The 24,935-nt window shown below is 64.0% G+C and carries 23 protein-coding genes and 1 riboswitch; of the genes, 14 read left to right on the plus strand and 9 right to left on the minus strand.

The genetic code is table 11. The features are described from left to right. Positions 1-51 precede the first annotated feature (51 nt). The 7 genes from KBB36_RS13220 (at position 52) to KBB36_RS13250 (ending at position 5,988) form a co-directional block, all read left to right on the plus strand. Positions 52-1,107, plus strand: coding sequence for a diguanylate cyclase (locus tag KBB36_RS13220; RefSeq protein ID WP_290981505.1), 1,056 nt, complete (start codon positions 52-54; stop codon positions 1,105-1,107). A gap of 96 nt (positions 1,108-1,203) precedes the next feature. Then, on the plus strand, positions 1,204-1,995 hold the full coding sequence (locus KBB36_RS13225) for an enoyl-CoA hydratase-related protein (protein WP_290981508.1): 792 nt from the start codon (positions 1,204-1,206) through the stop codon (positions 1,993-1,995). A 14-nt stretch (positions 1,996-2,009) separates the two neighbouring features. Then, positions 2,010-2,462, plus strand: coding sequence for a hydroxyphenylacetyl-CoA thioesterase PaaI (gene paaI, locus KBB36_RS13230; protein ID WP_290981511.1), 453 nt, complete (start codon positions 2,010-2,012; stop codon positions 2,460-2,462). A 64-nt stretch (positions 2,463-2,526) separates the two neighbouring features. Next, a riboswitch (FMN riboswitch) is annotated at positions 2,527-2,691 on the plus strand. Positions 2,692-2,786: 95 nt separating this feature from the next. Next, on the plus strand, positions 2,787-3,284 hold the full coding sequence (locus KBB36_RS13235) for a 6,7-dimethyl-8-ribityllumazine synthase (protein ID WP_290981524.1): 498 nt from the start codon (positions 2,787-2,789) through the stop codon (positions 3,282-3,284). A 67-nt stretch (positions 3,285-3,351) separates the two neighbouring features. Beyond that, on the plus strand, positions 3,352-4,353 hold the full coding sequence (locus tag KBB36_RS13240; protein ID WP_290981527.1) for an aldo/keto reductase: 1,002 nt from the start codon (positions 3,352-3,354) through the stop codon (positions 4,351-4,353). A gap of 85 nt (positions 4,354-4,438) precedes the next feature. After that, entirely contained in the window at positions 4,439-5,788 is a 1,350-nt protein-coding gene (paaK, locus tag KBB36_RS13245) for a phenylacetate--CoA ligase PaaK (RefSeq protein WP_290981530.1), read from the plus strand. Then, positions 5,785-5,988, plus strand: coding sequence for a DUF2783 domain-containing protein (locus KBB36_RS13250; protein ID WP_366933192.1), 204 nt, complete (start codon positions 5,785-5,787; stop codon positions 5,986-5,988). The genes paaK and KBB36_RS13250 overlap by 4 nt, the downstream gene beginning before the upstream one ends. Before the next feature lie 6 nt (positions 5,989-5,994). Here KBB36_RS13250 and KBB36_RS13255 read toward each other — a convergent pair whose 3' ends face one another. Then, the gene (locus KBB36_RS13255; protein WP_290981533.1) at positions 5,995-6,375 is read right to left on the minus strand and encodes a TfoX/Sxy family protein; all 381 of its coding nucleotides are present in this window, start codon (positions 6,373-6,375) and stop codon (positions 5,995-5,997) included. An 89-nt stretch (positions 6,376-6,464) separates the two neighbouring features. Here KBB36_RS13255 and crcB point away from each other — a divergent pair, with 89 nt between their 5' ends. Continuing rightward, positions 6,465-6,851, plus strand: a complete 387-nt coding sequence (gene crcB, locus KBB36_RS13260; protein ID WP_290981536.1) for a fluoride efflux transporter CrcB — start codon at positions 6,465-6,467, stop codon at positions 6,849-6,851. On the opposite strand, the gene KBB36_RS13265 is transcribed toward crcB, so the two are convergent. Together KBB36_RS13265 and KBB36_RS13270 are read right to left on the minus strand one after the other, a co-directional pair. Further along, on the minus strand, positions 6,848-7,177 hold the full coding sequence (locus KBB36_RS13265) for a ferredoxin family 2Fe-2S iron-sulfur cluster binding protein (protein ID WP_290981539.1): 330 nt from the start codon (positions 7,175-7,177) through the stop codon (positions 6,848-6,850). The genes crcB and KBB36_RS13265 overlap by 4 nt on opposite strands. 53 nt (positions 7,178-7,230) lie before the next feature. Next, entirely contained in the window at positions 7,231-8,364 is a 1,134-nt protein-coding gene (locus KBB36_RS13270) for a cysteine desulfurase family protein (protein WP_290981543.1), read from the minus strand. Between the two features lie 137 nt (positions 8,365-8,501). Between KBB36_RS13270 and KBB36_RS13275 the strand changes: the two genes are divergently transcribed. Continuing rightward, positions 8,502-9,188 carry an alpha/beta hydrolase gene (locus tag KBB36_RS13275; protein WP_290981546.1) on the plus strand — a complete coding sequence of 229 codons (687 nt, stop codon included), beginning with the start codon at positions 8,502-8,504 and terminating at the stop codon, positions 9,186-9,188. A gap of 7 nt (positions 9,189-9,195) precedes the next feature. Here KBB36_RS13275 and KBB36_RS13280 read toward each other — a convergent pair whose 3' ends face one another. Next, positions 9,196-10,281, minus strand: coding sequence for an anhydro-N-acetylmuramic acid kinase (locus tag KBB36_RS13280; RefSeq protein ID WP_366933193.1), 1,086 nt, complete (start codon positions 10,279-10,281; stop codon positions 9,196-9,198). Positions 10,282-10,361: 80 nt separating this feature from the next. Here KBB36_RS13280 and tyrS point away from each other — a divergent pair, with 80 nt between their 5' ends. Next, positions 10,362-11,618, plus strand: coding sequence for a tyrosine--tRNA ligase (gene tyrS / locus KBB36_RS13285; protein WP_290981549.1), 1,257 nt, complete (start codon positions 10,362-10,364; stop codon positions 11,616-11,618). Positions 11,619-11,624: 6 nt separating this feature from the next. Here the strand turns inward: tyrS and KBB36_RS13290 are convergent, their stop codons facing one another. Continuing rightward, the gene (locus KBB36_RS13290; RefSeq protein WP_290981551.1) at positions 11,625-14,828 is read right to left on the minus strand and encodes an AsmA-like C-terminal domain-containing protein; all 3,204 of its coding nucleotides are present in this window, start codon (positions 14,826-14,828) and stop codon (positions 11,625-11,627) included. Between the two features lie 102 nt (positions 14,829-14,930). Here KBB36_RS13290 and KBB36_RS13295 point away from each other — a divergent pair, with 102 nt between their 5' ends. From KBB36_RS13295 to KBB36_RS13310, 4 genes are all read left to right on the plus strand, one after another. Further along, the gene (locus KBB36_RS13295) at positions 14,931-17,963 is read left to right on the plus strand and encodes a bifunctional [glutamine synthetase] adenylyltransferase/[glutamine synthetase]-adenylyl-L-tyrosine phosphorylase (protein ID WP_290981554.1); all 3,033 of its coding nucleotides are present in this window, start codon (positions 14,931-14,933) and stop codon (positions 17,961-17,963) included. Further along, a complete protein-coding gene (bcp, locus tag KBB36_RS13300; RefSeq protein WP_290981557.1) occupies positions 17,960-18,439 on the plus strand; it encodes a thioredoxin-dependent thiol peroxidase in 480 nt (159 codons plus the stop codon). The genes KBB36_RS13295 and bcp overlap by 4 nt, the downstream gene beginning before the upstream one ends. A 180-nt stretch (positions 18,440-18,619) precedes the next feature. Beyond that, positions 18,620-20,107, plus strand: coding sequence for a M23 family metallopeptidase (locus KBB36_RS13305; RefSeq protein WP_290981560.1), 1,488 nt, complete (start codon positions 18,620-18,622; stop codon positions 20,105-20,107). Next, complete coding sequence (locus KBB36_RS13310) at positions 20,067-20,570, plus strand: polymer-forming cytoskeletal protein (protein ID WP_290981564.1); 504 nt, start codon at positions 20,067-20,069, stop codon at positions 20,568-20,570. The genes KBB36_RS13305 and KBB36_RS13310 overlap by 41 nt, the downstream gene beginning before the upstream one ends. A gap of 18 nt (positions 20,571-20,588) precedes the next feature. Here the strand turns inward: KBB36_RS13310 and KBB36_RS13315 are convergent, their stop codons facing one another. From KBB36_RS13315 to KBB36_RS13330, 4 genes are all read right to left on the minus strand, one after another. After that, positions 20,589-21,284 (minus strand): alpha/beta fold hydrolase, encoded by a 696-nt coding sequence (locus tag KBB36_RS13315; protein ID WP_290981567.1) that lies wholly within the window; start codon positions 21,282-21,284, stop codon positions 20,589-20,591. Beyond that, the gene (locus tag KBB36_RS13320; protein WP_290981569.1) at positions 21,281-22,696 is read right to left on the minus strand and encodes a 1-acyl-sn-glycerol-3-phosphate acyltransferase; all 1,416 of its coding nucleotides are present in this window, start codon (positions 22,694-22,696) and stop codon (positions 21,281-21,283) included. Before KBB36_RS13320 ends, KBB36_RS13315 begins: the two co-directional genes overlap by 4 nt. A 48-nt stretch (positions 22,697-22,744) precedes the next feature. Beyond that, a protein-coding gene (gene prfB, locus KBB36_RS13325) for a peptide chain release factor 2 (protein ID WP_290981571.1) occupies positions 22,745-23,855 on the minus strand; the annotation gives its coding sequence in 2 pieces (ribosomal slippage) (positions 22,745-23,785 and positions 23,787-23,855; 1,110 coding nt in all). 87 nt (positions 23,856-23,942) lie between these two features. Beyond that, on the minus strand, positions 23,943-24,674 hold the full coding sequence (locus tag KBB36_RS13330) for a DsbA family protein (RefSeq protein ID WP_290981574.1): 732 nt from the start codon (positions 24,672-24,674) through the stop codon (positions 23,943-23,945). Positions 24,675-24,935: the final 261 nt, after the last annotated feature.

Here is a 24,935-nt window from a genome sequence, read left to right on the forward strand (position 1 = left end):
CCAAGCCCAGGTTGTTGCCGCCACAATGCAGCCTCTATCCGGAGGATTGGTTTGCTGAACGACGACATGCAGCGCGCGGCGGAATTTGCCCATGCGGCCGTGGCCAGCATGGCCCGGCATGGCATCCCGCCCACCCCGGTGCATTTCACCGTCTGGTATGAATATCATGCCGGCCGCGATCATGCCCTGGGCCGTGCCATGGATGCCCTGGTAGCGGCCAATCAGGCTTTCACGCCCGAAGTGGTGCGTGCGCTGTATGAGCAGCATCTTTCGCCTGCCCGGCTGTTTCATGCCTCGCGTGATGCAGCAGACAAGCTGGATGCCGTGATGGATGAATTGCGCGACCATATCGGCAGCGCCGAGGAAACCACCCGCGCCTATGGCGACCAGCTTGAGCGTTTCTCCGACAAGCTGGATGCCGAGCCGGCCACCGCCCCGGCCCAGGTGGATGGCATCGTGGATGCCATGCTGCTGGAAACCCGCGCCATGCAGGAGCGCAACAAGGAGCTGGAAACCCGCCTGGCCGAAGCCACGGCGGAAGTGACCGAATTGCGGCGCGGCTTTGAGCAGGCCCGCCGCGAGGCTCTCACCGATCCGCTCACCGGCCTGGCCAACCGCAAGGCTTTTGAGCAGGCGATGCACCTGCTGGTGCGCGAGACACAGCAGGATAATGCGGCTTTGTCGCTGCTGATGCTGGATATCGATCACTTCAAGCATTTCAATGATAATTTTGGCCACCAGACCGGCGACACCGTGCTGCAACTGGTGGGCCGCATGCTGGCCGATAATGTGAAGGGCCGCGATGTGGCAGCGCGTTATGGCGGCGAGGAATTTGCCATCCTGCTGCCCTTCACCCGGCTGGATCAGGCACATGGCTTGGCCGACTCGATCCGCCGCGGCATCAGCGCCCGCAAGCTGGTGAAACGCAGCAGCGGCCAGGAGCTTGGCCGGGTCACGATCTCCGTAGGTGTGGCCGAATACCGCCCGGGCGAGCCGCTTTCCGGCCTGGTGCAACGTGCCGATGATGCGCTTTATGCTGCCAAGCATGCCGGGCGCGACCGCGTGATCACCGAGCGTGAAATCGGCATCCCGGCCGGCGGCGGCTAACCCTCTACTGCCGCGCCTTGCCGTGACGGCAGGCTTTTGCTGCCGCACAGCCTCGGCTAACATGCGTTTGAAAAAGCCTGTCCGGGAGAGAAACGCATGGCCTACGCCACCTTGCTGGTTGATAAAAAAGACCGCGTCGCCACTATCACGCTGAACCGGCCCGAGCGGCTCAATGCGCTCAGCGCCGAATTGATGACCGAATTACTGGCCGCTTTGCGCGAGATTGAAAATGACGGCGAAAGCCGCGCTGTGCTGCTGACCGGCGCCGGCCGCGGCTTCTGCTCGGGTGCCGATCTGGCCAGCGGCGATCTCGGCCAGGGCGATGGCCCGCCTGATCTGGGCGTTGCGTTGCATGATCGCTACCATCCGGTGATCCGCAAGATGAACGGCTATCGTATGCCCATCGTCTGCGCCGTGAATGGTGCGGCGGCGGGCGCTGGCATGAGCCTGGCGCTGGCCGGCGATATCGTGATTGCCGCCAAGTCCGCCACCTTCCTGCAAGCCTTCTGTAATATCGGCCTGGTGCCGGATGCCGGCTCCACCTGGTTTCTGCCGCGCCTCGCCGGCTCGGCCCGCGCCCTGGGCATGACCATGCTGGGCGAAAAGCTGCCGGCGGCCACGGCTGCAGAATGGGGCCTGATCTGGAAATGCGTCGAGGATGCCGAATTGCTCGGCGCCGCTCAGGCCATCGCGCTCAAGCTTGCCAACGGGCCGACGCTGGGCCTCGGCCTGATCCGCAAGATTGTGCGCCAGTCGCAGACCAATTCGCTCGACGAACAGCTTGAAGTGGAGCTTGAGGCCCAGCGCGTCGCCGGCCGCAGCCGCGACTTTGTAGAGGGTGTCACCGCCTTCCTGCAAAAACGCCCGGCCAAGTTCACCGGCCAGTAAGAATGCCAGAAGGCATGACACCAAACCCGCAGCAGGCAGACCCGCAGCAGGTGGCCGAGGCAGTGGGCCGCGCCATGTATGCCGCCGATGCCGCCACGCGGGGTTTGGGCATCGAACTGCTCGATATCGGCCCGGGCCGCGCCCGCCTGCGCATGGCGGTGCGGCCCGACATGCTGAACGGCCATGGCATCTGCCATGGCGGCTTCATGTTCACGCTGGCCGATTCCGCCTTTGCCTTTGCCTGCAATTCCTACAACAAAGCTGCGGTGGCGCAGCGCGCCGATATCAGCTTCCTGGCCATGGTGCCGCATGATGCGGTGCTCACTGCGGAGGCGCGCGAAATGGCCGGCGGCGGCCGCAGCGGTGTTTACGACATCGAATTGCGCGACCAGCATGGCAAGCTGGTCGGCCTGTTTCGCGGCCATTCGCGCCAGATCAAGGGCGAGGTTGTGCCGGGCCTCACCTGAGCGGGGCTTGCCACCATCGCATACGCATTCTAACATTGGTTAGGTCGCCGGATGGTCCGGCGGCCAACGTTCTCAGGGCGGGGTGAAAGTCCCCACCGGCGGTATATGCCATGGCTTCGGTCCGGCATGAGCCCGCGAGCGCCTGGCCGCTTTCATTCGGCAGCCGGGGTCAGCAGATCTGGTGCGATGCCAGGGCCGACGGTCATAGTCCGGATGGAAGAGAGCGGTACAAGCGACAGGCCCTGGCCTGCGGCGTTGCCTGCCGCCGGCTTGGCATGCCGTTATGGCCGTGCGCCCTGATTCTGGCTGGCAAAAGGAGCCCCCATGAATCAGCGCCTGGAACTTTCAAGCGTGAATACCAAAACCGCAGCCGAACCGCGTGTGGCCTTTGTACAGGCCTGCTGGCATCGCGATATCGTCGATCAGGCCTGGGAATCTTTCCTGCCTGAAATGGTGCAAGCCGGGCTGCCGCAACGCTGCATCGATCGGTATGAACTACCCGGTGTGTTCGAAATCCCGCTTCAGGCCAAATTGCTGGCCCAGAGCGGGCGTTATCACGCCATTGTTGCCGCCGGCTTTGTGGTGGATGGCGGCATCTACCGCCATGATTTTGTCTCGGCGGCGGTGATCGACGGGCTGATGCGGGTGCAGCTCGACACCAGCGTGCCGGTGCTGAGCTGTGTGCTGACACCACATCGTTTCCATGAACATGAAGAGCATGGCAGCTTCTTCCGCAGCCATTTCCGCATCAAGGGCCGCGAGGTGGCCCTTGCCTGTGCCGCCACGCTGCACAATATCGCAAGCCTGCGCCAAGCCGCGTAACATGCCGCCCCGCCGCCCAGTCCAAAACAACCGGGCGACGGGGCTTTTTCCAGGGGAGGAAGATCGAATGACGATGCCGCAACGCAGCCTTGGCAAGCACGGCCCGCTAGTTTCCGCCCTCGGCCTTGGCTGCATGGGTATGTCGGAATTCTATGGCCCGACCGACGACGCCGAATCGCTGCGCGTGCTGCACCGTGCCGCCGACCTCGGCGTCACGCTGTTTGACACGGCGGATATCTACGGCTTCGGCCGCAATGAGGAGCTGCTCGGGCGCTTCCTGAAAGAAACCCCGCATCGCGTGCATATCGCCAGCAAGGGCGGCATCGTGCGGCGTGAAAATAGTTATGAGCGCCGCATCGACAATTCGCCGGCTTATCTGCGCCAGGCCGTGGAAGACTCGCTCGGCCGTCTCGGCGTGGAGCGTATCGACCTCTATTACATTCACCGCAATGAAGCCGGCCGCGCCATCGAGGAAGTGATCGACACCCTGGCGGCGCTGGCCCGCGCCGGCAAGATCGGCCATATCGGCCTCTCGGAAGTTTCTGTCGCCACGCTGCGCCGCGCCGCCGCCGTGCACCCCATCGCCGCCGTGCAGAGCGAATATTCACTGTGGAGCCGCGAGCCCGAAGACGGCATGCTGGCCGCCTGCGCCGAACTCGGCACCGCCTTTGTGCCCTATTCCCCGCTTGGCCGCGGCTTCCTGTCGGGCCAGTTCGACAGCAGCGACGACCTGCCCGATGGCGATTTCCGCAAGGGCAATCCGCGTTTCCAGGCCGACAGCCTGGCCCGCAACCGCGCCGCCCTGGCCGGCTTCCAAAAGCTTGCCGCGCGGCTTGGCTGCACCCCGGCGCAACTGGCACTGGCCTGGGTGCTGGCCCAGGGCGACCACCTGATCCCGATCCCCGGCACCAAGCGGCTGGCCTATCTGGAGCAGAATCTCGGCGCGCTGGCCATCCCGCTCGACGCCACCACCCTGGCCGAGATCAACACCCTGCTGCCGCGCGGCTTCGCCGCCGGCGCCCGCTACACCCCGGAAGGCTTCAAAGGCACCGAGACGGCGGAGGCGTGAGGTAACAAACCGATTGACCGCCGCCCCGCCTGCATGCTGAATTATCCGACCAATTGGTCGGATAATATAAAAGCCGGGAGGGACCATGACGGGAGCGGGACAGGCGCGCGCGCTTAAGCGGGCGGTGGCGGGGGCCGAGCGCGCCTTGCAGGAACCGATTGAACATGCGAGCCGCGACGAGATAACCGCCTTGCAGCTTTTCCGCCTGCAATGGAGCCTGCGCCACGCCTATGACAATGTGCCCGCTTATCGCGCCAAGTTTGACGCTGCCGGGGTGCATCCCGATGACCTGCGTGATTTGAGCGACCTGGCGCGTTTCCCCTTCACCACCAAGGCCGACCTGCGTGATGGCTATCCCTTCGGCATGCTGGCGGTGCCGCGCCGCGACTGTATCCGGCTGCATGCCTCTTCCGGCACCACCGGCAAACCCACCGTGGTGGCCTATACCCGCGCCGATATCGACAACTGGGCCGGGCTGATGGCGCGCTCGATCCGCGCCGCCGGCGGCCGGCCGGGCGATCTGGTGCATGTGGCCTATGGCTATGGCCTGTTCACCGGCGGCCTGGGGGCGCATTACGGCGCCGAGAAACTCGGCTGCACCGTGGTGCCGATGTCTGGCGGCCAGACCGAGAAGCAGGTGCAGCTGATCCAGGATTTGCGGCCCGACATCATCATGGTGACGCCGAGCTACATGCTGGCCATCGCCGAGGAATTCCGCCGCCAGGGGCTGGAACCGCGCAACACAAGCCTGGCGATCGGCATCCATGGCGCCGAGCCATGGACCGAGGCGATGCGCGCCGGCATCGAGCAGGCTTTCGGCATCCAGGCGGTGGATATCTTCGGCCTCTCGGAAGTGATGGGGCCGGGCGTGGCGAATGAATGCGTTGAGAGCAAGGACGGGCTGACGCTGTGGGAGGATCATTTCTATCCCGAGATCATCGACCCTGAGACCGGCGCGGTGCTGCCCGAGGGCGAGCGCGGCGAATTGGTGTTGACCACGTTGACCAAGGAAGCGCTGCCGCTGATCCGCTATCGTGTGCGCGACCTGACCCGGCTGCTGCCGCCTTCTGCGCGCAGCATGCGACGGCTGGACCGCATCACCGGCCGCGCCGACGACATGCTGATCATCCGCGGCGTGAATGTGTTTCCGAGCCAGGTGGAAGCTGTGCTGTTGCAGGAACCGCGCCTGGCGCCGCATTACCAGCTTGAAATCCGCCGCGACGGGCCGCTCGACGACCTCACCATCGTGGCCGAATTATTGCCTGAGATATTCAATGCCGATGCCGCATTGAAAAACCAGATCGGCGCCGCCATCCTGCGCCGTGTGAAAGACCTGATCGGCGTTTCCGCCCGCATCGACCTGCGCGACCCGGGCGGCATCGAACGCTCACTCGGCAAGGCGCGGCGGGTGGTTGATCTCAGGCGCAAGGAATGATGATGGCGCAGCTCAATACCGAACCCAACCTGAAAGACCCGGATGGCTTTTACGAAAAGCTGATCCGCATGACTGCCGGGCTGGAAGACCGCCAGGCACGGCTGGCCACCGCCAAGCTGGCGTTGCTGCTGGCCAACCATATCGGCGACGACGCCGTGCTGGATGAAGCGATGCGGCTGGCGCGCGGCGCAGCCGAGTAGGCTCAATCAGCGGCGATGCCGTGCCATGCCGGTGCGGCGGCTCGGCGGCGGGGTTTCCGCCTTCTGCTTGCGCGCCACGGCATAGGCCTTGCGCGCCCATTCCAGCAGCGTCTCCGGTTCGTCGATCACCTCGGCCGGCAATTGCCAATAGCTCATCGCCACCGGCTTGCCCTTGCCCGTATAGACAAACGGACCCACGCCACGCGCCTCGAAATCACCCTTGGTCTCGGCATCAGCCTTGAGATAGAGCGTGTCGTCAACGATCAGCGCAAACATCACGCCCCGGCAATATACGCCCGCACCGCCGAACATGCGGCGGACGGCAATGGGGCCGAGCGGGGCGAATAACTCGGCAGCGTGTTCCATGAAATCATTCGAGGCGGTCATGGCGCGCAGACTAACGCGGCCATCGCCCTGGGAAAAGGGAAAGCGGCGGAAACTTTGACGCTGCAAAGCGATTCGTTTAGCTTGCCGCCATGCAAGCCTATCTCCTCATCGCCTTTGGCGGCGCACTTGGCAGCATGGCGCGCTATTGGATGGCCGGCAGCATCGATGGCCGCCATGGCAGCGGGTTTCCCTGGGGCACCGTGCTGGTGAATATCAGCGGCAGCTTTGTGATTGGCCTGGCCGCTGCCCTGCTGGCCGGGAAAACCGGCTGGGGCGACAATGCGCGCGCCTTGGTGATGGTGGGCCTGTGCGGCGGCTTCACCACCTTTTCCAGCTTCAGCCTGCAAACCCTGGCGTTGCTGCGCGACGGCTATCTGCTGCGGGCCGGCGGCCATGTGGCGCTTTCGGTGCTGGCCTGCCTGTTTGCCACCTGGGCCGGCATGGCCCTGGTGCAAGCTTTCGGAAAAGCCGCTTAACCCATCATATTGCGTGTGGCGGTGGGCAGTTTCACCACCAGCCCATCCAGCGCCTCGGTGATCAGCAACTGGCAGCCGAGGCGCGAGGTCTTCGTCAGGCCAAAAGCGAGGTCGAGCATGTCTTCCTCGTCCGGCTTGGCCGCCGGCAGCTTGCCATACCAGGCCGGGTCCACCACCACATGGCAGGTCGAACAGGCCAGCGAGCCCTCGCAGGCGCCTTCGATATCGATGCCGTGCTTATGCGCCACTTCCAGCACCGACAGGCCAAGCGGCGCCTCCACCTCGCGGCGCGAACCATCGGTCTGGATGAAGGTCATCTTCGGCATGCTGGTTGCTCCTTTTATGCGCCTGATATAGCGCCTGGGGCACGCAGCGGCAACTAGCCCCGCTTGCGGCGATACAGCGCGATCCAGGCCTGGGCGGCGCGGTCGGCATCTTCGGGCTGGCTGGTCCAGCCGAAACTGAAGCGCACGGCTTCGCGCGCCGCCGGCTCGCTCTGCCCCATGGCCCGCAACACATGGCTCGGCCGCATCTTGCCGGAGGAACAGGCGGCGCCGGCAGAAACCGCGATGCCGGCCAGATCAAACGCCATCACCTGCAATTCCGCCGCCACGCCGGGCATGCCCAGGCAACTGGTATTCGGCAGCCGGGGCGCCGAGGCGCCATGCACCACAACCTCCTGGCAGGCGGCGCGGATGGTTGCCTCAAAGGCATCGCGCATGGCAGCCAGGTCGGCCATGCGGCCCAGATCGCGCCGGGCAGCCGCCGCCGCAGCGCCAAAGCCGGCAATCCCGGCCAGGTTTTCGGTGCCGGCACGGCGGCCCAGTTCCTGGCCGCCACCAACTTGCTGCGCCACGATGGCCAGATCGCCGCGCAAAACCAGCGCGCCGCTGCCGGCCGGGCCGCCCAGCTTATGGCCGGACAGGCTCATCATGTCGGCTTGCAGACGCGAGAAATCCACCGCCAGCTTGCCCGCCGCCTGCACCGCATCCACCAGCAGCAGGCCGCCCGCTGCCCGTACCAATTCGCCCGCCTCGGCCACCGGCTGCACCACGCCGGTTTCGTTATTGGCCAGCATCAGTGCCAGCAAGGCCGGCCGGGGCGCCTCGGCCAGCAGGCGCTCCAGCGCCGCCAGATCGATCTGGCCACTGGGCAGGGCCGGTAGGATGTAGAGCGGTCGGTCAGGCCGCTTTTCCACCCCGACTCGGGCCGGGGCCAGCACCGAGTCGTGCTCCAGGGCCGAGACAATCAGGCTGGCAGCCGGGGTTGCCTCTAGGGCAAGGTTATTCGCCTCGGTGCCGCCGGAGGTGAACAAAATCTCCGCCGGCTCGGCCCCGACCAGGGCTGCCACAGCCGCCCGCGCCGCCTCCATCCGCGACCGCGCCCGACGCCCGAAAGCGTGTATAGACGAAGGGTTACCGGGTTCTGCCAGTGCCGCAAGCATGGCCTCGCGCGCCTCCGGCCGCATGGGCGCGGTGGCGTTGTGATCGAGGTAAAGCGGGCTGCGGCTCACGGTGGCTTTCCTGGTTTATTCCGGGCAACAATCTTTCGGGGGCGCGTTTTTAGCTTGAATCCCGACCTGCGGCTTATGGTAAAATCCCGCTGCTTTCAATCTCTTAATGTAACACCAGCCTCCGAAGAACCCAGATCATGCCTGACGTCATTTTTCCCGGTCCTGATGGACGCCTGGAAGGCCGGTACCAGCATGGCTCGGAGGTCAACGCGCCGATCGCCCTGATTCTGCATCCGCATCCGCAATATGGCGGCACGATGAATAACAAGGTGGTCTACAACCTGTTCCATGTTTTCGCCAAACGCGGCTTCTCGGTGTTGCGCTTCAACTTCCGCGGCGTCGGCCGCAGCCAGGGTGTGTATGATCATGGCGAGGGCGAATTGTCGGATGCCGCCTCGGCGCTCGATTGGCTCCAGGGCGTCAATGCCAATGCCTCCGCCGTGTGGATCGCCGGCTTCTCGTTTGGCGCCTGGATTTCGATGCAGTTGCTGATGCGGCGGCCGGAGATTGATGGCTTCATCTCGGTGGCGCCGCCAGCAAATATGTTCGATTTCGGCTTCCTGGCGCCCTGCCCGTCCTCGGGCCTGATCATCCAGGGTACCGATGACAAGATCGTGCCGGAGAATGATGTGGCTAAGCTGGCGCAGCGCCTGTCGCTGCAAAAGGGCATCAAGATCGACTACCGGAAGGTGCCGGGCGCCGATCATTTCTTCGAAGGCAAGCTCGACGACCTGACCAGCGCCGCCGACAAATACATCAAGGCCGCCCTCGTCGCCGCAGCCGGCCAGCGCCCTGCCTCGGGCAAAACCAGCCTGTTGCCGTAAAACTGCGTCAGACCGGATAAATCCGCCCGCCGCTGGCTGGAAAGGCCACGCCAGTGGTGCCGGGCAGGCTGAGCGGCAGGCCGGCCGCGGCGCGCGCCGCCAGATAGGCGAAAGCCTCCGCTTCAAGCGCATCGCCGCGCCAGCCGACCGCCTCCACCGGCTCCACCGGCATGGCCAGCCGCTCGGCCAGTTCCCGCATCATGGTGGCATTATGCCGGCCGCCGCCGGTGACCAGGCAGCGCAATGGCCGCGCCGGCAGATGCTCCAAGGCCCTGGCCACGGCCGCCGCTGTGAAGGCGGTGAGCGTGGCGGCGCCGGATGCCGGCCAGAGATGCGCCACCGCCTCGGCGGAAAAATCATCGCGGTCGAGCGATTTCGGCGGTCTGGAGGCGAAATAAACATGCGCCAGCAGCCGCGCCAGGGTGGGCTGATCCACCTCGCCCTGCGCGCCCAGCCGGCCGCCGGTATCAAGCCGCTCACCGGTATGGCGCAGCAGCCAGTCATCCAGCAGGGCATTGCCCGGCCCGGTATCGAAGGCCAGCAGGTCGGCATCCTCCGGCCCGCCGATATAGGTGATATTGGCCACGCCACCGATATTCAGCACCAGCAATGGCGGCGCCAGGCCGGCCCAGCGCGCCAGGGCGGCATGATAGAGCGGCACCAGCGGCGCCCCCTGCCCGCCCAAAGCCACATCCTGGGCACGGAAATCAGCCACCGTGGTGATGCCGGTCAGCCGCGCCAGCAGCCCGCCATCGCCGGCCTGCCAGGTGCGGCCGCGTTCCGGCCGGTGCAGCAGGGTATGGCCATGAAAGCCGAGCAAGGCCACATCCGCCGGCTTCAGCCCGGCCTGATCCAGCAGCCGCGCCACCGCCTCGGCATGGGCTTCGGCCAGGGCGCGGGAAACCCCCAGCGTGTCGCGCCCGGCCTCGCCCAGCGCGGCACGGATACGGTCGCGCAGCGCATCCGGATAGGGCAAGGTCAAAGCCGCGCCGAAGCCGGCAATGTCACGGCCATCGCTGCGCAACAGCGCGGCATCGATGCCATCCATCGACGTGCCGCTCATCAGGCCGATCATCCAGGGCAGCTGGGACAAGTCAGGAACTCCATCGCTAGGCTTACAGCCGGGCCTATGCTAAACCAACGCCGCTTTTAACGGCAGTATTGGTGGCAACCATGATCGAGTACAAATCCGACTTTCTGCGCATGATGGTGGAACGCGGCCATCTGCATCAATGCACCGAGCCTTCCAGCCTGGATGCCAAGGCGGTGATGCCGGCCGGCATCACCGCCTATGTCGGCTATGATTGCACCGGCCCGAGCCTGCATGCCGGCCATCTGCTGTCGATCATGATGCTGCGCCGGCTGCAACAATGCGGCCACAAGCCGATTGTGCTGATGGGCGGCGGCACCACCAAGGTAGGCGATCCCTCGGGCAAGGACGAGCAGCGCAAGCTGCTTTCCGACGAGACCATCAATGCCAACATGGCCAGCATCAAGCGCGTGTTCAGCCGCTTCGTGCGCTTCGGCGACGGCCCGACCGATGCCATCATGGTGAACAATGCCGACTGGCTCGACGGCCTGAACTACATTGCCTTCCTACGTGATTACGGCCGGCATTTCTCGGTCAACCGCATGCTCAGCTTTGATAGCGTGAAGTTGCGGCTGGATCGCGAGCAGCCGCTCAGCTTCCTCGAATTCAACTACATGATCCTGCAAGCCTACGATTTTGTTGAACTGGCCAAGCGCCATGGCTGCAACATGCAGATGGGCGGCTCCGACCAGTGGGGCAACATCATCAATGGCGTGGAGCTGGGCCGCCGCGCCGCCGATCTGGAATTGTTTGGCCTGACCTGCCCGCTGCTCACCACCACCTCGGGCGCCAAGATGGGCAAAACCGCCAGCGGCGCGGTCTGGCTCAACGAAGACATGCTGTCGCCCTATGATTACTGGCAATACTGGCGCAATGCCGAGGATGCCGATGTGGGCCGACTGCTGCGGCTGATGACGGATCTGCCGCTGGATGAAGTGCAGCGGCTGGAACGGCTGCGCGGCGCCGAACTGAACGACGCCAAGAAGGTGCTGGCTACCGAGGTGACGGCTTTGTGCCATGGCCGCGAAGCCGCCGAGGCCGCCGCCGAAACCGCCCGCAAGGCCTTCGAGCAGGGTGAATTCGGTGGCGAATTGCCGGTCATCAGCGTGGCGCGCGACCGCCTCGCCGCCGGCATCGAAGCCTTCCAGTTGGTGGTCGAGGCCGGCTTTGCCAAAACCGGTGGCGAAGCCCGGCGCCATATCCGCGGCAACGCGATCCGGCTCAACGAGCAGCCGGTGGCGGTGGAAACCCAGACCATCGGCCTGGCCGATCTGGGCGATGATGGTCAATTGCGCCTCAGCTTCGGCAAGAAGCGCCATGTGCTGGTGCGTGCCGAGTAAACTTCTTTAGGGCGCGATATTCGGCTGTTGCGGTGGCGGCGGGGCTTTCTCGCCGCCATTCTGGCCGGGTTCTGCCGGCGCTTCGCTGCCGCTGGCCTGGAAGATACGGCGCAGGAAACCCGGCGCTATGGCGGAAAGCGGATTGACGCTCATCTCGGTTTTCTCGCGCGGCCCGCTGACGGCGAAATTCACCCCGATGATGCCGTCGCCGAAAAACAGTTCGCCAAGCACCGGTATGTTGCTCAGCAGCGTGTTGAGCACAAAGGCCGGCACGGCAGTGCCGGTGACATTGACATGATTCTGCCGCCGATTGACGGTGCCTTCCAGGGTGATGGCGAGCTGCGGCCCACGGATGCGGCTGCTTTGCACAGTCAGCACGCCATCTTTCTGGCTGAATGGCACCACCGCCGTCTCGAAGCTGATACCTTCGCCTGAAAGCAGCGCCGCAAGGCCGGTGAACGAGCCGATGCCGAGCAGCCGGGCCAGGAATGGCGCCTGCACGGCCTTGAAATTCTGTGCCATCAACCGGCCAGTGAGCGGCCGACCCGGCTTGGCATCGTCATAGACAGCATCCACGCTCAGGTTCCCACCCTGCACATTCTCGATGCCGAGATATCCGAACACGGCGCCGGCATTGTCGCTGCGCACGGTGAAAACCCGCTGCCGCCTGGCAGCATCGGCATGCGGCTCGATCCGCGCCGCCAGCGTGCCGCCGGAGGTAAAGGCGCCGGTCAGATCAAGCCGCTCGGTAACCAGCGCGCCGCGCGCCAGATCAAGGGCAAAATTGCGCAGGGCGGTTTTTTCATCCAGTTGCGCCTCATCGAAGCGTAGCCGCAGATCCAGCTTTGGCTGCGGCTTTTCCTCGGTGCCGGGCGGCGGTTCGGCATCGCTTGCCTTGACAAACTGCGTCAGGTCAAACCGCCTGCCCTCGGCACGCACCGTCATATCGCCATTGGCAATGCGGCGCAGATCAACACTGGCTTCGCTATCGCCCAGCCGCAGCAGGCCAAGCTTGATAGACCAGCTGTTGTCGTTGCCCAAACTGGCACTGCCATCGGCAACAAATCCATCCGCCGCAACCCGCAAGCCCTCGAACAAGGTGGGCTGATTGGCCCGCAGCCGCGCAGTGAAATGAGCAGCGCCGGGTTTTCCAACCGGCTTGGCCCAGAAGATATCAGCGATCTCCACCTTGGCCGGCGCCAGATCAAGCTGAGTGCGGATCACGGTTTCGTTGTCGCGCCGGCTCTCGATCTCGGCCAGCGCTTCCACCGGGCCTGAGACAAAGGGCGCCAGGTCAAAACCCAGCGCCTTGCGGCCGGGATCATCCACCCGGCCAGCCAGCTTGTAGCGCGCCTGCACCGGCAGCTTGCCGTCAAATTCCTGGCGCCAGCTCAGCCGCACCGGCACATCATTCAGCGCCGCCGTGCCTTCGGCATCCAGGCCTTTGGGATCAACAGTAAGCTGCATGGTGCCATCACTCAGCGCAAACCGATCCTGGATATCGGGCAGCGCCAGATTAAGCAGCCTGGCCTTGGCAGTGAATTTCACATCATCCAGTTTCAGCTTGTGATCCAGCGGCAGGCGGAAGCTGGTATCCACCCGGCCGGTGCCGGCCACGCTGGCCGGCTTGATGCCGAGCTGGCTTGGATAACCCAGCGGCTTCTGATCGATCAGGCTGAGCAAATCCTTGTTGGCGCCATCCACCGTGATGGCGATATCGGCAAACTGGTCACGTGCCTGCAATCCATCCACGCGCAGCTTGCCATTGCTGGCCTGTAACGGGCCAACCCGGCCGGATGTTACGGTGAGATTAAATTCATCGGCATCCAGCACGGCCTGGCCTTCGGCCTCGGTCATGCGGGCGAGCGGCGGGAAATAATCCACGCTCAGGCCCTTGAACTGGAAAGCCAGCCGCACGGCATCACGTGGCAACTTCTGCTTGCCGGCCAGCATGGCCGGGCTGAGTTGGGCGACGAATTCGCCCATATCGACACGGCCGCCCCGGATGCGCGCCACGATCCAGTCACGCGCATTCTTCGCCATGTCACGCGGCCAGTAACGCGGCAACAAATCCACCGGCAGGTCAGTGAAGCGGCCCTTCACCTCCAGGCCCAGTTCGCCCACGGCCGGCCGGCGCAACAGGCCATCAAAGGCAATGGCGATGCCATCCTGGAATTGCGCCGTGGCGGTTTCGATGCTCAAGGTTTCGCCAATGCCGGGCGTGGTGCCGGTATCGATCCGCCCGGTCAGCTTGGCCTCACGCAGAGCCAGCGGTTCGGCCCATAATTCCGGCATGGCGATATACCCGGCGCCGGCGGTGAGCGCAAAACGCAGATTGGCAATATCGCCGCTCTGCGCCAGGCGGAAAGCGACCGTGCCGGCCAGCGGCATATGCATGCCGGCCAGCGGCCTCAAATCAGGCGAGAGATCGGCAAAATCTGCCGGCTCCAGGCCCTCGAAACGCAATTCGGCTTCGGCGGCGCGCTCGGCCGCCACATATTCCGCATTCAGCCCCAGGCTGACCTGCTTGCCGCGCCAGTCCAGGCTACCCACCAGCACCGCCCGCGCCCTGCCCTCGCCACGAAATGCCTGCAACACCGCGCCGGGTGCTTCCCAACGCTGGCCCAATTTGCGATCCAGCAGGATCAGACGCGAAATCTGGATTGAAACCGAATTGATCTGGCCCAGCGGGTCGCGCAAATCCATCGGCTGCGACAGGCGATCGAACAGACTGGCAAAAAGCAGCGCCATGAAATTGTCGTTGCTGCTGGTCTCATATTCCTGTGGGCTGTCTGGCGCATCGGGCAAGCCAAGATGGAAGCGGCCCTCGGCATCGCGCAGCAAGCGGGCTTCCACACCGCGCACCCGCAGATGCGTTGGCGCGATCACACCGCGCAGCAACGATGCGCCGCTCAAGCCCATATCGATTTCCGGCACCCGGAAGGCCACGTCGCGTTCACCCAGGAAGGTGGCATTCACCACCCGCAGGCGCAAAGCCTGCTCCTCGGTATTCCAGGCCAGGACGGCATCTTCCAGATTGACCCGCACGCCGATATCGGTCAGCGCCAGACTTTCCTGCAAATACGGCAACAGGAAATCCAGCGATAGCGGTTCACGATTGACGCGCCAGACCAGGGCGGCGCCGAGCGCCAATACCGTGGCACTCAGACCCAACACCGTGCGGATGAACCATCGGCTCCAACGCAACATTCCGAACCAGCTTGCCTTTCCAATCATTTAGCGGGGTCCGCCGAATGCTTGACCCATGCCGGAGTTTAGCCGAACTTGGCCCGCGATTTCGAGGGCAACGCCATGGCAAAACCAACCAAATCACCCGGCCTGCCGGATTGGCGGCAAATGCCGGCCAACGGCGATCCCGCAATCCAGGCGCGTGGCTTTGATGCCTGGGCGACAATGCTGGCCGAATTGCCCGAGGAAGGCCGCGCTGCCGCCAAGCTGGCGCAGCAACTGGCGGCCGAAAGCGCCAAGCCGGGCGCAACATTGCTGCTGGCCAGCCTGTTTGGCCACAGCCCCTACCTGACATCCCTGGCCCTGGCCGAACCGCAGGCCATGCTGACCCTGCTGCGCCAGGGGCCGGAAGTTCTGCTGGATCAGACCCTGGCCGACTTGCGCAAAATTGCCGGCAAGGCAGCAGCAGACGAGCTGATGCAGCCGCTGCGCCAGGCCAAGCGGCGTGTGGCGCTGGCCGTGGCGGTGGCGGATATTGCTGAAATCTGGCCGCTGGAGCGTGTCACCGGCGCCTTGAGCGATTTTGCCGCCCTGGTGATTGATACCGCCATGGCCGCCACCCTGCGCGATGCCGCCGCGCGTGGCGATATTGACCTGCCGCATCCGGAACAGCCCTGCCTGGGCAGCGGCTTTGTGGCGCTGGGCATGGGCAAGCTGGGCGCGCGTGAATTGAATTATTCCAGCGATATAGACCTGATCATGCTGTTTGATCAGGAGGTGGTGCGGTATCGCGGCCGTAAATCGGCGCTGGAATGTTATGTGCGCCTGACTCAACAAATGGTGCGGCTGCTGCACGAACACAATGCCGATGGTTATGTGTTCCGCACCGACCTGCGGCTGCGGCCCGATCCCGGCTCCACGCCGGTGGCATTATCGATGGCGGCGGCAGAAACCTATTACGAAAGTTTTGGCCAGAATTGGGAACGCGCTGCGATGATCAAGGCGCGCCCGGTGGGCGGCGACATTGTGGCCGGCAAGGCTTTCCTGGCTCGGCTGACCCCCTATGTGTGGCGCAAGAATCTGGATTTTGCCGCCATCGAGGATATCCATTCGATCAAACGCCAGATTCACGCCCATAAGGGCCATGGCGAGATTGCCGTGGAAGGCCATAACCTGAAGCTGGGGCGCGGCGGCATCCGCGAGATTGAGTTTTTTGCCCAGACCCAGCAATTGATTGCCGGCGGCCGCGACAGCCGCTTGCGCGCCATCGGCACGGTGGAGGCGCTGAACGCCCTGGTGGCCACCGAACGGCTTGATCCGGCCACGGCGCGCGAACTGACCGCCGATTACGGCTATCTGCGCAAAGTGGAACACCGGTTGCAGATGGCGAATGACGAGCAGACCCACAGCCTGCCCGGCGATGCTGCCGGCATTGCCCGCATTGCCGCCTTTCTGGGCGAGCCGGATGCGGCCAGCTTCCGCGCCAAGCTGCTGGCTTTGCTGCATCGGGTGAAGACACATTACGATGCGTTATTTGCCGAAGCGCCTAATCTGGGCAGCGATCAGGGCAGCCTGGTTTTCACCGGCACCGACGACGACCCGGAAACCCTGGCGACATTGCAGCGCCTGGGTTTCGCCCAGCCAGCGGACATTGCCGCCATGGTGCGCGGCTGGCATTTTGGCCGCTACCGCGCCATGCGTTCGGAACGGGCGCGCGAAAAGCTGACCGCGATCATGCCCAGCCTGCTGGAAGCCTTCAGCGGCACGGGCAGCCCGGATGAAGCGATCCGCCGTTTTGATCTGTTCCTCAGCCTGTTGCCGGCCGGCGTGCAGCTTTTCAGCCTGCTGCAAAGTAACCCGGCGGTCTTGACCGTGCTGGCCGAACTGCTCGCCGCCGCGCCGCATCTGGCCGACAGCCTGGCGCAGAACCCGGCTTTGTTTGACAGCCTGCTGGAATATGCCGAGACACCGCCGGATTTTGCCCCCGAACGCCTGGCCGCCAGCCTGGCACGGCAGCTTGGTTCGGCGCGCGACTTCCAGGATGTGCTGGACTGGACCCGGCGCTGGACCGGCGAATTGCGCCTGCAAGTGGGTATCGGCCTGCTGCGCGGGCGGCTGGATGGCGCCGCTGCCGGCCGCGCGCTGAGCAGCGTGGCCGATGCGGTGCTGGCGGAGTTGCTGCATCATGTGCAGGCTGAATTCGCCCAGGCGCATGGCGCCATCCCCGGCGCCAAGCTGGCATTGATCGGCCTGGGCCGGCTCGGCAGCCGCGAATTGACCCTGGAATCCGATCTTGATCTGCTGCTGCTGTATGAACACAGCGCCAAGGCGCAGCAATCCGATGGCAAACGGCCGTTGACCCCGGGCCTGTATTTTGCCCGGCTCTGCCCGCGCTTCATCAACGCGATCACGGCGATGACCGGGGAGGGCCGCCTGTTCGAAGTTGACATGCGGCTGCGCCCTTCCGGCAATGCCGGGCCGATTGCCAGCGACCTTCAGGGCTTTGGCGACTACCAGCGCAAGGAGGCCTGGACCTGGGAACATATGGCGCTGACCCGCGCCCGCGTGGTGACGGCCGCGCCGGCCCTGGCAAAAAAATTCAATGCGCTGCGCCTCGCCGTGCTGGGCAGCAAACGCGATCCGCGCAAGCTGCTGGCCAATGTGGCCGATATGCGCCGCAGGCTGGCCCAGGCCAAGCCGGGCAAGAGTATCTGGTCGCTCAAGCATCATCGCGGCGGCTTGGTGGATATCGAATTCATCACGCAATATCTGCAATTGCGCGATGGCCATGCCAAGCCGGCGATTCTCGATCCGAATCCATTGCTGGCATTGCAGGCAATCCGCGATGCCGGCTGCCTGCCCGGCCCCGATGCCGACATGCTGCTGGATGCGGCCCGGCTACAAGGTGATCTGCTGGCGCTGACCCGGCTGGCCGGCGCAGATGCCGGCAAGCCGACGCAATGGCCCCCTGCCCTGGCGAAACGCCTGCCGGCCCTGCTTGGCGAGCCGGATCTGGAGCGGCTGACACTGCGACTCGAGGCCGCGCAAGCCGCTGTTTATCAACTTTATGATTCGCTGGTCGAACAGCCGGCTGCACCCTATCTCTCGCTGGCCGACATGATCGGCGGCAGCCATAATTCAGGAGATCAAGCATGAGTGGCAAAGGTGTGGACCTGAAACCCGGCGACAAGGCCCCGGCCTTCACCCTGCCCGGCGATGGCGGCAGCAAGCTGGCGTTGAATGCCTTCAAAGGCCAGCCTGTGGTGCTGTATTTCTATCCCAAGGACGACACATCGGGCTGCACCAAGGAGGCATTGGAATTCACTGCGGCGCAGAAGGCTTTTGACAAGCTGGGCGCGGTGGTGATCGGCTGCTCGCGTGACAGCATAACCTCGCATGACAAATTCAAGACCAAGCACAAGTTGAGCGTGAAGCTGGCCGCCGATGAGGATGGCAAGGTCACCGAGGCTTATGGTGTGTGGGTGGAGAAAAGCATGTATGGCAAAAAATACATGGGAATCGAACGCGCCACCTTTCTGATTGATGCGAATGGCAAGATTCGGCAGGTGTGGCGCAAGGTAAAAGTGCCGGGCCATGTCGAGGCCGTGCTGGCCGCCGTTCAGGCGTTGTAGAATCAATCACTTGCTCGTTCCATCCACAGCCTGTGAGTAATTGGCGCGACAAATACGGCCATGTGTTTGCCGCGCCTCTATTTCAATTTGCAACAGATACTGGCTTGCATTAACCAAGCTAAATACGTCCTAATTCCATAGAGCCAAACGGCATCAGCATTTTTTGAGATTGGGGGGCCAGTGAGCAGACGCGCATTGAGGCAATGGCGGGAGTGGCGCGACCGCAATTTTCCGGAGCGGCAGATCATTTTCCGCAGCCGCGGCGACGTGCGTTACATCGCGCTGTCGGGTCGCAGCCAATTGTTGCTCGGAAGCTGCCTGCTGGCTTTTGCCGGCTGGCTTGGCTATGCCTCAGTGAATGCGATCTATCGTGACACGCTGATCGAAAGCCGCGACCGCCGCATCGCGGAACTGACCATTGCCTATGAACGGCTGGCACAGGATTTTGAGCGCAATCAGGAGAATTTCCTCGTCGCATCGCGTGACCTGGAAGAGCGCTATCGCAAACTGCACGAGATGGCGAGCAAGCAGGGCCTGACCCATGGTGATCAGGCCGCAGCGGGCAATGATGCCAAACCAGCCACAAAAACCGCGGCTCCAGTGGCACTGGCCGCCAAGCCGCCAGAAATCAAACCGGCTGAAATCAAACCGGCGGAAGTTAAGCCTGCAGAAAAACTTGCTGAAAAGCCGGCGCCCGAAAAACCCGCCCCGGCGCCTGACAAGACCGCACTGGCATTAGCCACGGCGGCCCTGCCCAGTGTCGCGCCGGTGGTCAACCCGGCACAGCCGGCGGCAACCAGTAATGCCGATGGCAACCCGCGCAGCATCGAAGACCTGGAGGCCATGCTGCGCGCCAGCCGGCAGAAGCAGATCGGCGCCGCGCCCAAGGCCGGCGATATCGAGGCGCGTATCCTGGGCCTGCGTGGCCGCCAGCGCGATGTGGTGGAAGACCTTAGCCAGCGTACCGAAAAAAGCGTGGCGGCTTTGGAGACAAGCCTGCGCGGCACCGGGCTGGATGTCGAGTCGCTGCTCAAGCGCCATGCCGCTGCCCGCGCCGAGGTTGGCATTGGTGGCCCGCTGCGCACCGTGGCCGATGCTGCCGGCAATATTCCGCCCGCCATTGGCGTTGCCGTGGATGGCCAGATCAAGGACCCGATCGACCGCGATGTTGCCAAGCTGGAAGGCAAGCTCGGCCGCTGGGGTGAATTGGTGGCCCTGGCGCAGCGCCTGCCACTGGCTTTGCCGGTTGATCCAGAGGAGACCGAAACCTCCAGTGGCTTTGGCCGCCGCATGGACCCGTTCACCAAGCAATGGGCATTTCATGCCGGGCTTGACCTGATCGGACCGCGCCACGCCCCGGTGCTGAGCACAGCACCGGGCGTCGTGGTGTTTGCCGGCCGCAAGGGACCCTATGGCCGCGCTGTGGAAATCGACCACGGGTTGGGTATCAAGACCCGCTATGCGCATTTAAATTCGATTGCCGTACAGGTGGGAGACACGATAGCTTTCAACAAGCGCATTGGCACCATGGGTTCCACCGGCCGCAGTACCGGCCAGCATTTGCACTACGAAATTCTGCTCGACGACGAACCGGTCGATCCCAGCAAATTCATTGAGGCGGGCTACCATGTTTTCAAGCAACAAGAAGATACCAACCCCGGTCGCTAACAAGGCGCCGCCGTCCCTGCTCAGCGCCGGCCTGACGGTCAATGGCGATCTCAGCAGCGATGGCGAAGTGCAGATCGACTGCATCGTCAACGGCGATGTGGTGGCTGATCGGCTGGCCATTGGCGAGAATGCCCGCGTGGTCGGCGAAGTGGTGGCTGAGCATGTGCTGATCCGGGGTGAAGTAATCGGCCGCATCCGTGCCAAATCGGTGGAGCTGGACAAGACCGCCCGGGTGCGCGGCGATATCTGGCACGAATTGCTCTCCATCGCCGCCGGCGCCAAGATTGAGGGCCTGTGCAAATATGCCGAGAACCCGCGCGAGGCCGAGGCGAAATTCAGCGTGGTGACGCAGATCACCAACAATCCCGACCCGCAGCCCGGCAAGCTGGAGCGCATCGAGAAGGCCGACAAGGGCGACAAGGGCGAGCCGCAAGTGGTCGAGGCATTGCGCGCCACATCGTAACGCCTGCCGCTACTCCAATCAGAAACGGCCGTGTTGCAGAAAATGCAGCACGGCCGTAATCGTTCGTGCATCATCGCAGATGAAGGTATGCGCCAGCGGCAGGCTGAGAAAATCGGTCATGCCCGGCAGCATGGCGGAATCAAGCTCCACCGTGCCGTCATGCGGCACCTCGCCGGCCAGCAGGCTGTTGATCCAGCTTGCCGGATTGAGCGGATGGAATCCCTTGGTGCCGGCAATCACGCCGATCTCGGCGGCCGGCATGCCGATTTCACCCAGCCAGGCGGCATCACGGCCCAGTTCCAAAGCCGGGCGGCCAAACAGGCGCGGCAGATCAGCCAGCAGCCGCGTGGCCGTTAGGCGCGAGATGATGCCGGCGCCGCGATTGGGCGAGGCGATCAGCACCAGCCGGCCAAGCGGGAAGCCGGGATCGTGGCCGGTCAAGCCGGCCCGGATCAGCAGGCCGCCCAGCGAATGGCCGACAAAATGTGTGTGTTTCGGCTGCTGCGCCAATTCGGTAGCGCAAAAACTGCGGAACAACTCGACCAGCTCGGCCACGCTATGGCGCCGGCTGGGATAATCCCAATTCACCACCTCGTAACCGGCGCCTGCCAGCGCCTGCTCCAGCCGCGCCATCGAGCGCCGCGTGCGCGACAGGCCATGCAAAAGCACCACGCGCTGCGGCTGCGGCCCGGTTTCAGCGGCGGATGCGGTCATGGCAGCAGATGGACAATCGAATTGGCGTAATAACGCAGGATCGCTGCATCGGCCGGGTTGGCGCGATACAGCCCGGCCATGTCACGGCTCAGAATGCGGCGCAGGCCAAACATGCGCAAGCCGGTTTCAATGCCGTAATCCAGGTCGCCGCGCGGCACATAGATGCGCGCCCCGCCAGCCTGCAAGCGCTCGATCAGCGCCTGGCAACGCGCCTTCACTTCCAATGCGCTCAAGCCGGCCTCGCCGGCATCCAGCAACACCTGCGAAACCAGCGCTGTGGGCAGCACCGGCACCACGGCGCCAACCCGGCTCATCAATTCGGCACCCAGCGCTGCCACATGCGCCGCCCGCGCTGCCTTGTCATGCAGGCGCAGATCGCCGGCGCCACATTGTTGCAGCCAGGCCCGCAGCGAAAGCGGTGTGCCGAAATTGACGCAGGCATAGCCGAAGCGATACCAGCGTCCTTCCAGAGCGCGCAGCAGATTGCGGCCAGCAAAGCGCAACATGGTGCCGATGGCGGCGGTGGCCCCTACCCGCTTGGCTTCGGGATCGAGCTTGCGCAACAGCGAGCGGTCTTCAAGTACGCGATCGTAATTGATACCCACTGGCACAAATACCACATCGCGCCCCTCCACCGGATCGAAGGCGCGGGCCAGATAATCCAGCAGGCCGAGCTTGGGCGCCCGCATGCGGCCATCCAGGGTGAGGCCGCCTTCCGGGAAGATCGCCTGCGGCACGCCGCCGGCCGTGGCGGTCTGCACATATCGCTCCAGCACCTTGCGATACAGCGGATCGTTGGAATTACGCCGGATGAAATAAGCGCCCATGGCGCGGATCAGTTGCTGCAACGGCCACACCCGGGCCCATTCGCCCACGGCATAACTCAGCGCCGCCTGATCCGCTGCCAGATAAGCCACCAGCACGTAATCCATGTTGGAGCGGTGGTTCATCACAAACACCACCGTGGCATCACGCGGCACTGCATCCAGCCCGGCCGCATCGGTGTAGCCCACGCGCACCCGGTACAGGCTGCGCGCCAGCCGCCGCGCCAGCCAATAGCCAATGCGGAAATAGAAATAGGCATTGAAGGCCGGCACAATCTCGCGCGCATAACGCTCCACCTGCGCCATCGCCACCTCGCGCGGCATCTCATGCTCGGCGGCATGGGCTTCGGCAGCGGCCACCACCTGGGGATCGTAAAGCAGCCGGTCGATCAGCGATTGCCGGCGGGTCAGCGTGATCGGCCGCAATTTCAATTGCAGCCGCTGGTTCAGGTCGTCGATCACCCGGTTGAGCCGGCGGCGCAGAAACCAGCGCACCCCTGGCACCAGCAGGCGGTCGGCCAGGCCAATCAGCGCCAGCACGGCCGCCAGGATGGCGAACCAGAGTGGTATCTCAATGGTTTGCTGCATGGCCCCGCCTCCCGGCTTTCCGTGGGGCGCGGCCAACCTTGTGCCGGCTTATTCCGCCTTGGCGCCCACCTGGGATGCTAGCTGGGCAGCCATGAACATGTCCAGGTCGCCATCCAGCACTGCCTGCGAATTCGAGGTTTCCACGTTGGTACGCAGATCCTTCACCATCTGGTAGGGATGCAGCACATAGGAGCGGATCTGATGGCCCCAGCCGATATCGGTCTGGCTGTCGATCACATTCTGCTTCTCGGCTTCGCGCTTCTTCAGCTCGCGCTCGTAAAGCCGCGCCTTCAGCATCTTCATCGCCTCGTCGCGGTTGCGATGCTGGCTCTTGTTGGTCTGGCAGGCCACCACGATGCCGGTGGGCATATGCGTCATACGCACGGCGGAATCAGTCTTGTTGACATGCTGGCCACCGGCACCCGAGGCACGATAGGTGTCGATGCGCAGGTCCTTTTCCAGCACCTCCACCTCGATGGTATCGTCGATCACCGGATAGGCACCCACGCTGGAAAAGCTGGTATGGCGCCGGGCATTGGAATCAAACGGCGAGATACGCACCAGGCGATGCACGCCGGTCTCGTTCTTGAGCCAGCCATAGGCATTCGGGCCACTCACCTTGATGGTGGCAGACTTGATGCCGGCTTCCTCGCCTTCGCTCTCTTCCTGGAATTCCACCTTGTAGCCATGCGCCTCAGCCCAGCGCACATACATGCGCAGCAGCATCGAAGCCCAATCCTGGCTCTCGGTGCCGCCGGCGCCGGCATGCACTTCCAGGAAGGCATCATTGCCATCGGCCTCGCCGGAGAGCAGGCTTTCCAGCCGCGCCTTCTCCACCTCGGCCTGCAAGGCAGCGACGGCGGCTTCGGCCTCGTCCACCACACTCTGGTCGCCCTCGGCCTCGCCCAGGTCAATCAGTTCCAGATTGTCAGCCAGGGATTGTTCCAGCCGGCGCTGGGTACCGATCTGGCGATCCAGCCGGTTGCGTTCCTGCATCACCGTCTGGGCGGCGGCGGGATTATTCCAGAGGCTGGAATCCTCTGCCTTGGCGTTTAGTTCTTCGAGCCGTTTGACTGAGTTATCCCAGTCAAAGAGACCTCCTCAGCAGTTCAAGCGACTGCTGGATCTCATCGGCCATGGCCTTGATTTCGGCACGCATGGTCTATTCCCACGGAATAAAGGTTTTTCGGGCGCGGACCATAAGGGCGGCCAGCGCTTCTGTCAAAGGGTCTGGCCACCGCGCCGGTCAGCCGCCGCGCTGCTGCTTCACCACCTGGCGCATGGTTTCCAGCGGAATCGCCCCCGGGATCAATTGCTCGCCGATGACAAAGCCCGGCGTGCCATCCACACCGATCTTCTGCGCCAGCGCCAGGTTGCGCTCGATCACCTGGCTCACCTTGGGCGCGGCCATGTCCTTTTTCAGCCGCTCGATATCAAGGCCAACACTGCCGGCAAGGCGGAATACTTCGCTTTCCGGCAACTGGCCACGATGCGCCATCATGGCATTGTGGAAATCGAGATACTTGCCCTTCTGCTCCTGCGACGCGATGGCGGCACGGGCGGCAAACATGCTGTCCGGCCCCAGCACCGGCAATTCCTTCAACACCACGCGCAGCTTGCTATCTTCCTTCAGCAGCGCAAGCAGCGGCCCCTGCACCTGCTTGCAATAGCCGCAGCGGTAATCGAAGAATTCCACCAGCGTCACGTCGCCCTTGGGATTGCCGGCGACATAGGACACGCCATCGTCAAAAATCTCCTTGGCATTTTCCTTGATCGCCAGCTTGGCACCGGCAGCGGCGCGCTCCTCCTGCTGGCGTTCCAGCGCCTGCATGGCCTCAACCAGAATCTGCGGATTCTTCACCAGGATGTCGCGCACCAGATTTTCCAGTTCCTTCTTCTGCTCGGGCGAGAAGGATGTTTGCTGCGCCAGGGCGGGCAGCGGCAACAGCAGCAGCAGGGCAACAAGCAGGCGAATCATCGGGATATTCCTATGCTGTAAAACGCGGCCACTATGGCGTTGCGCCCGGGCCGGAACAAGGCACGATCTGGTGAAGTGGGATTGCCTCAGCGGTTGCGCAGTTCGCGCCGCCGATCCTTGGTTGCCGCAATCACATCCTGCGCCCGCAGCCAGCCCGGGGTGCCTTCCTTGAGCAACCGGCTGGCGCGCTCGGCCTGGCCCTGGGCATCATGCAAGGCACCCTGCACCAGATAGCGCTCGGCGCTGGCCAGCGATGCCATG

It is taken from the genome of Ferrovibrio sp. (genome assembly GCF_017994015.1).
Taxonomy (GTDB): domain Bacteria; phylum Pseudomonadota; class Alphaproteobacteria; order Ferrovibrionales; family Ferrovibrionaceae; genus Ferrovibrio.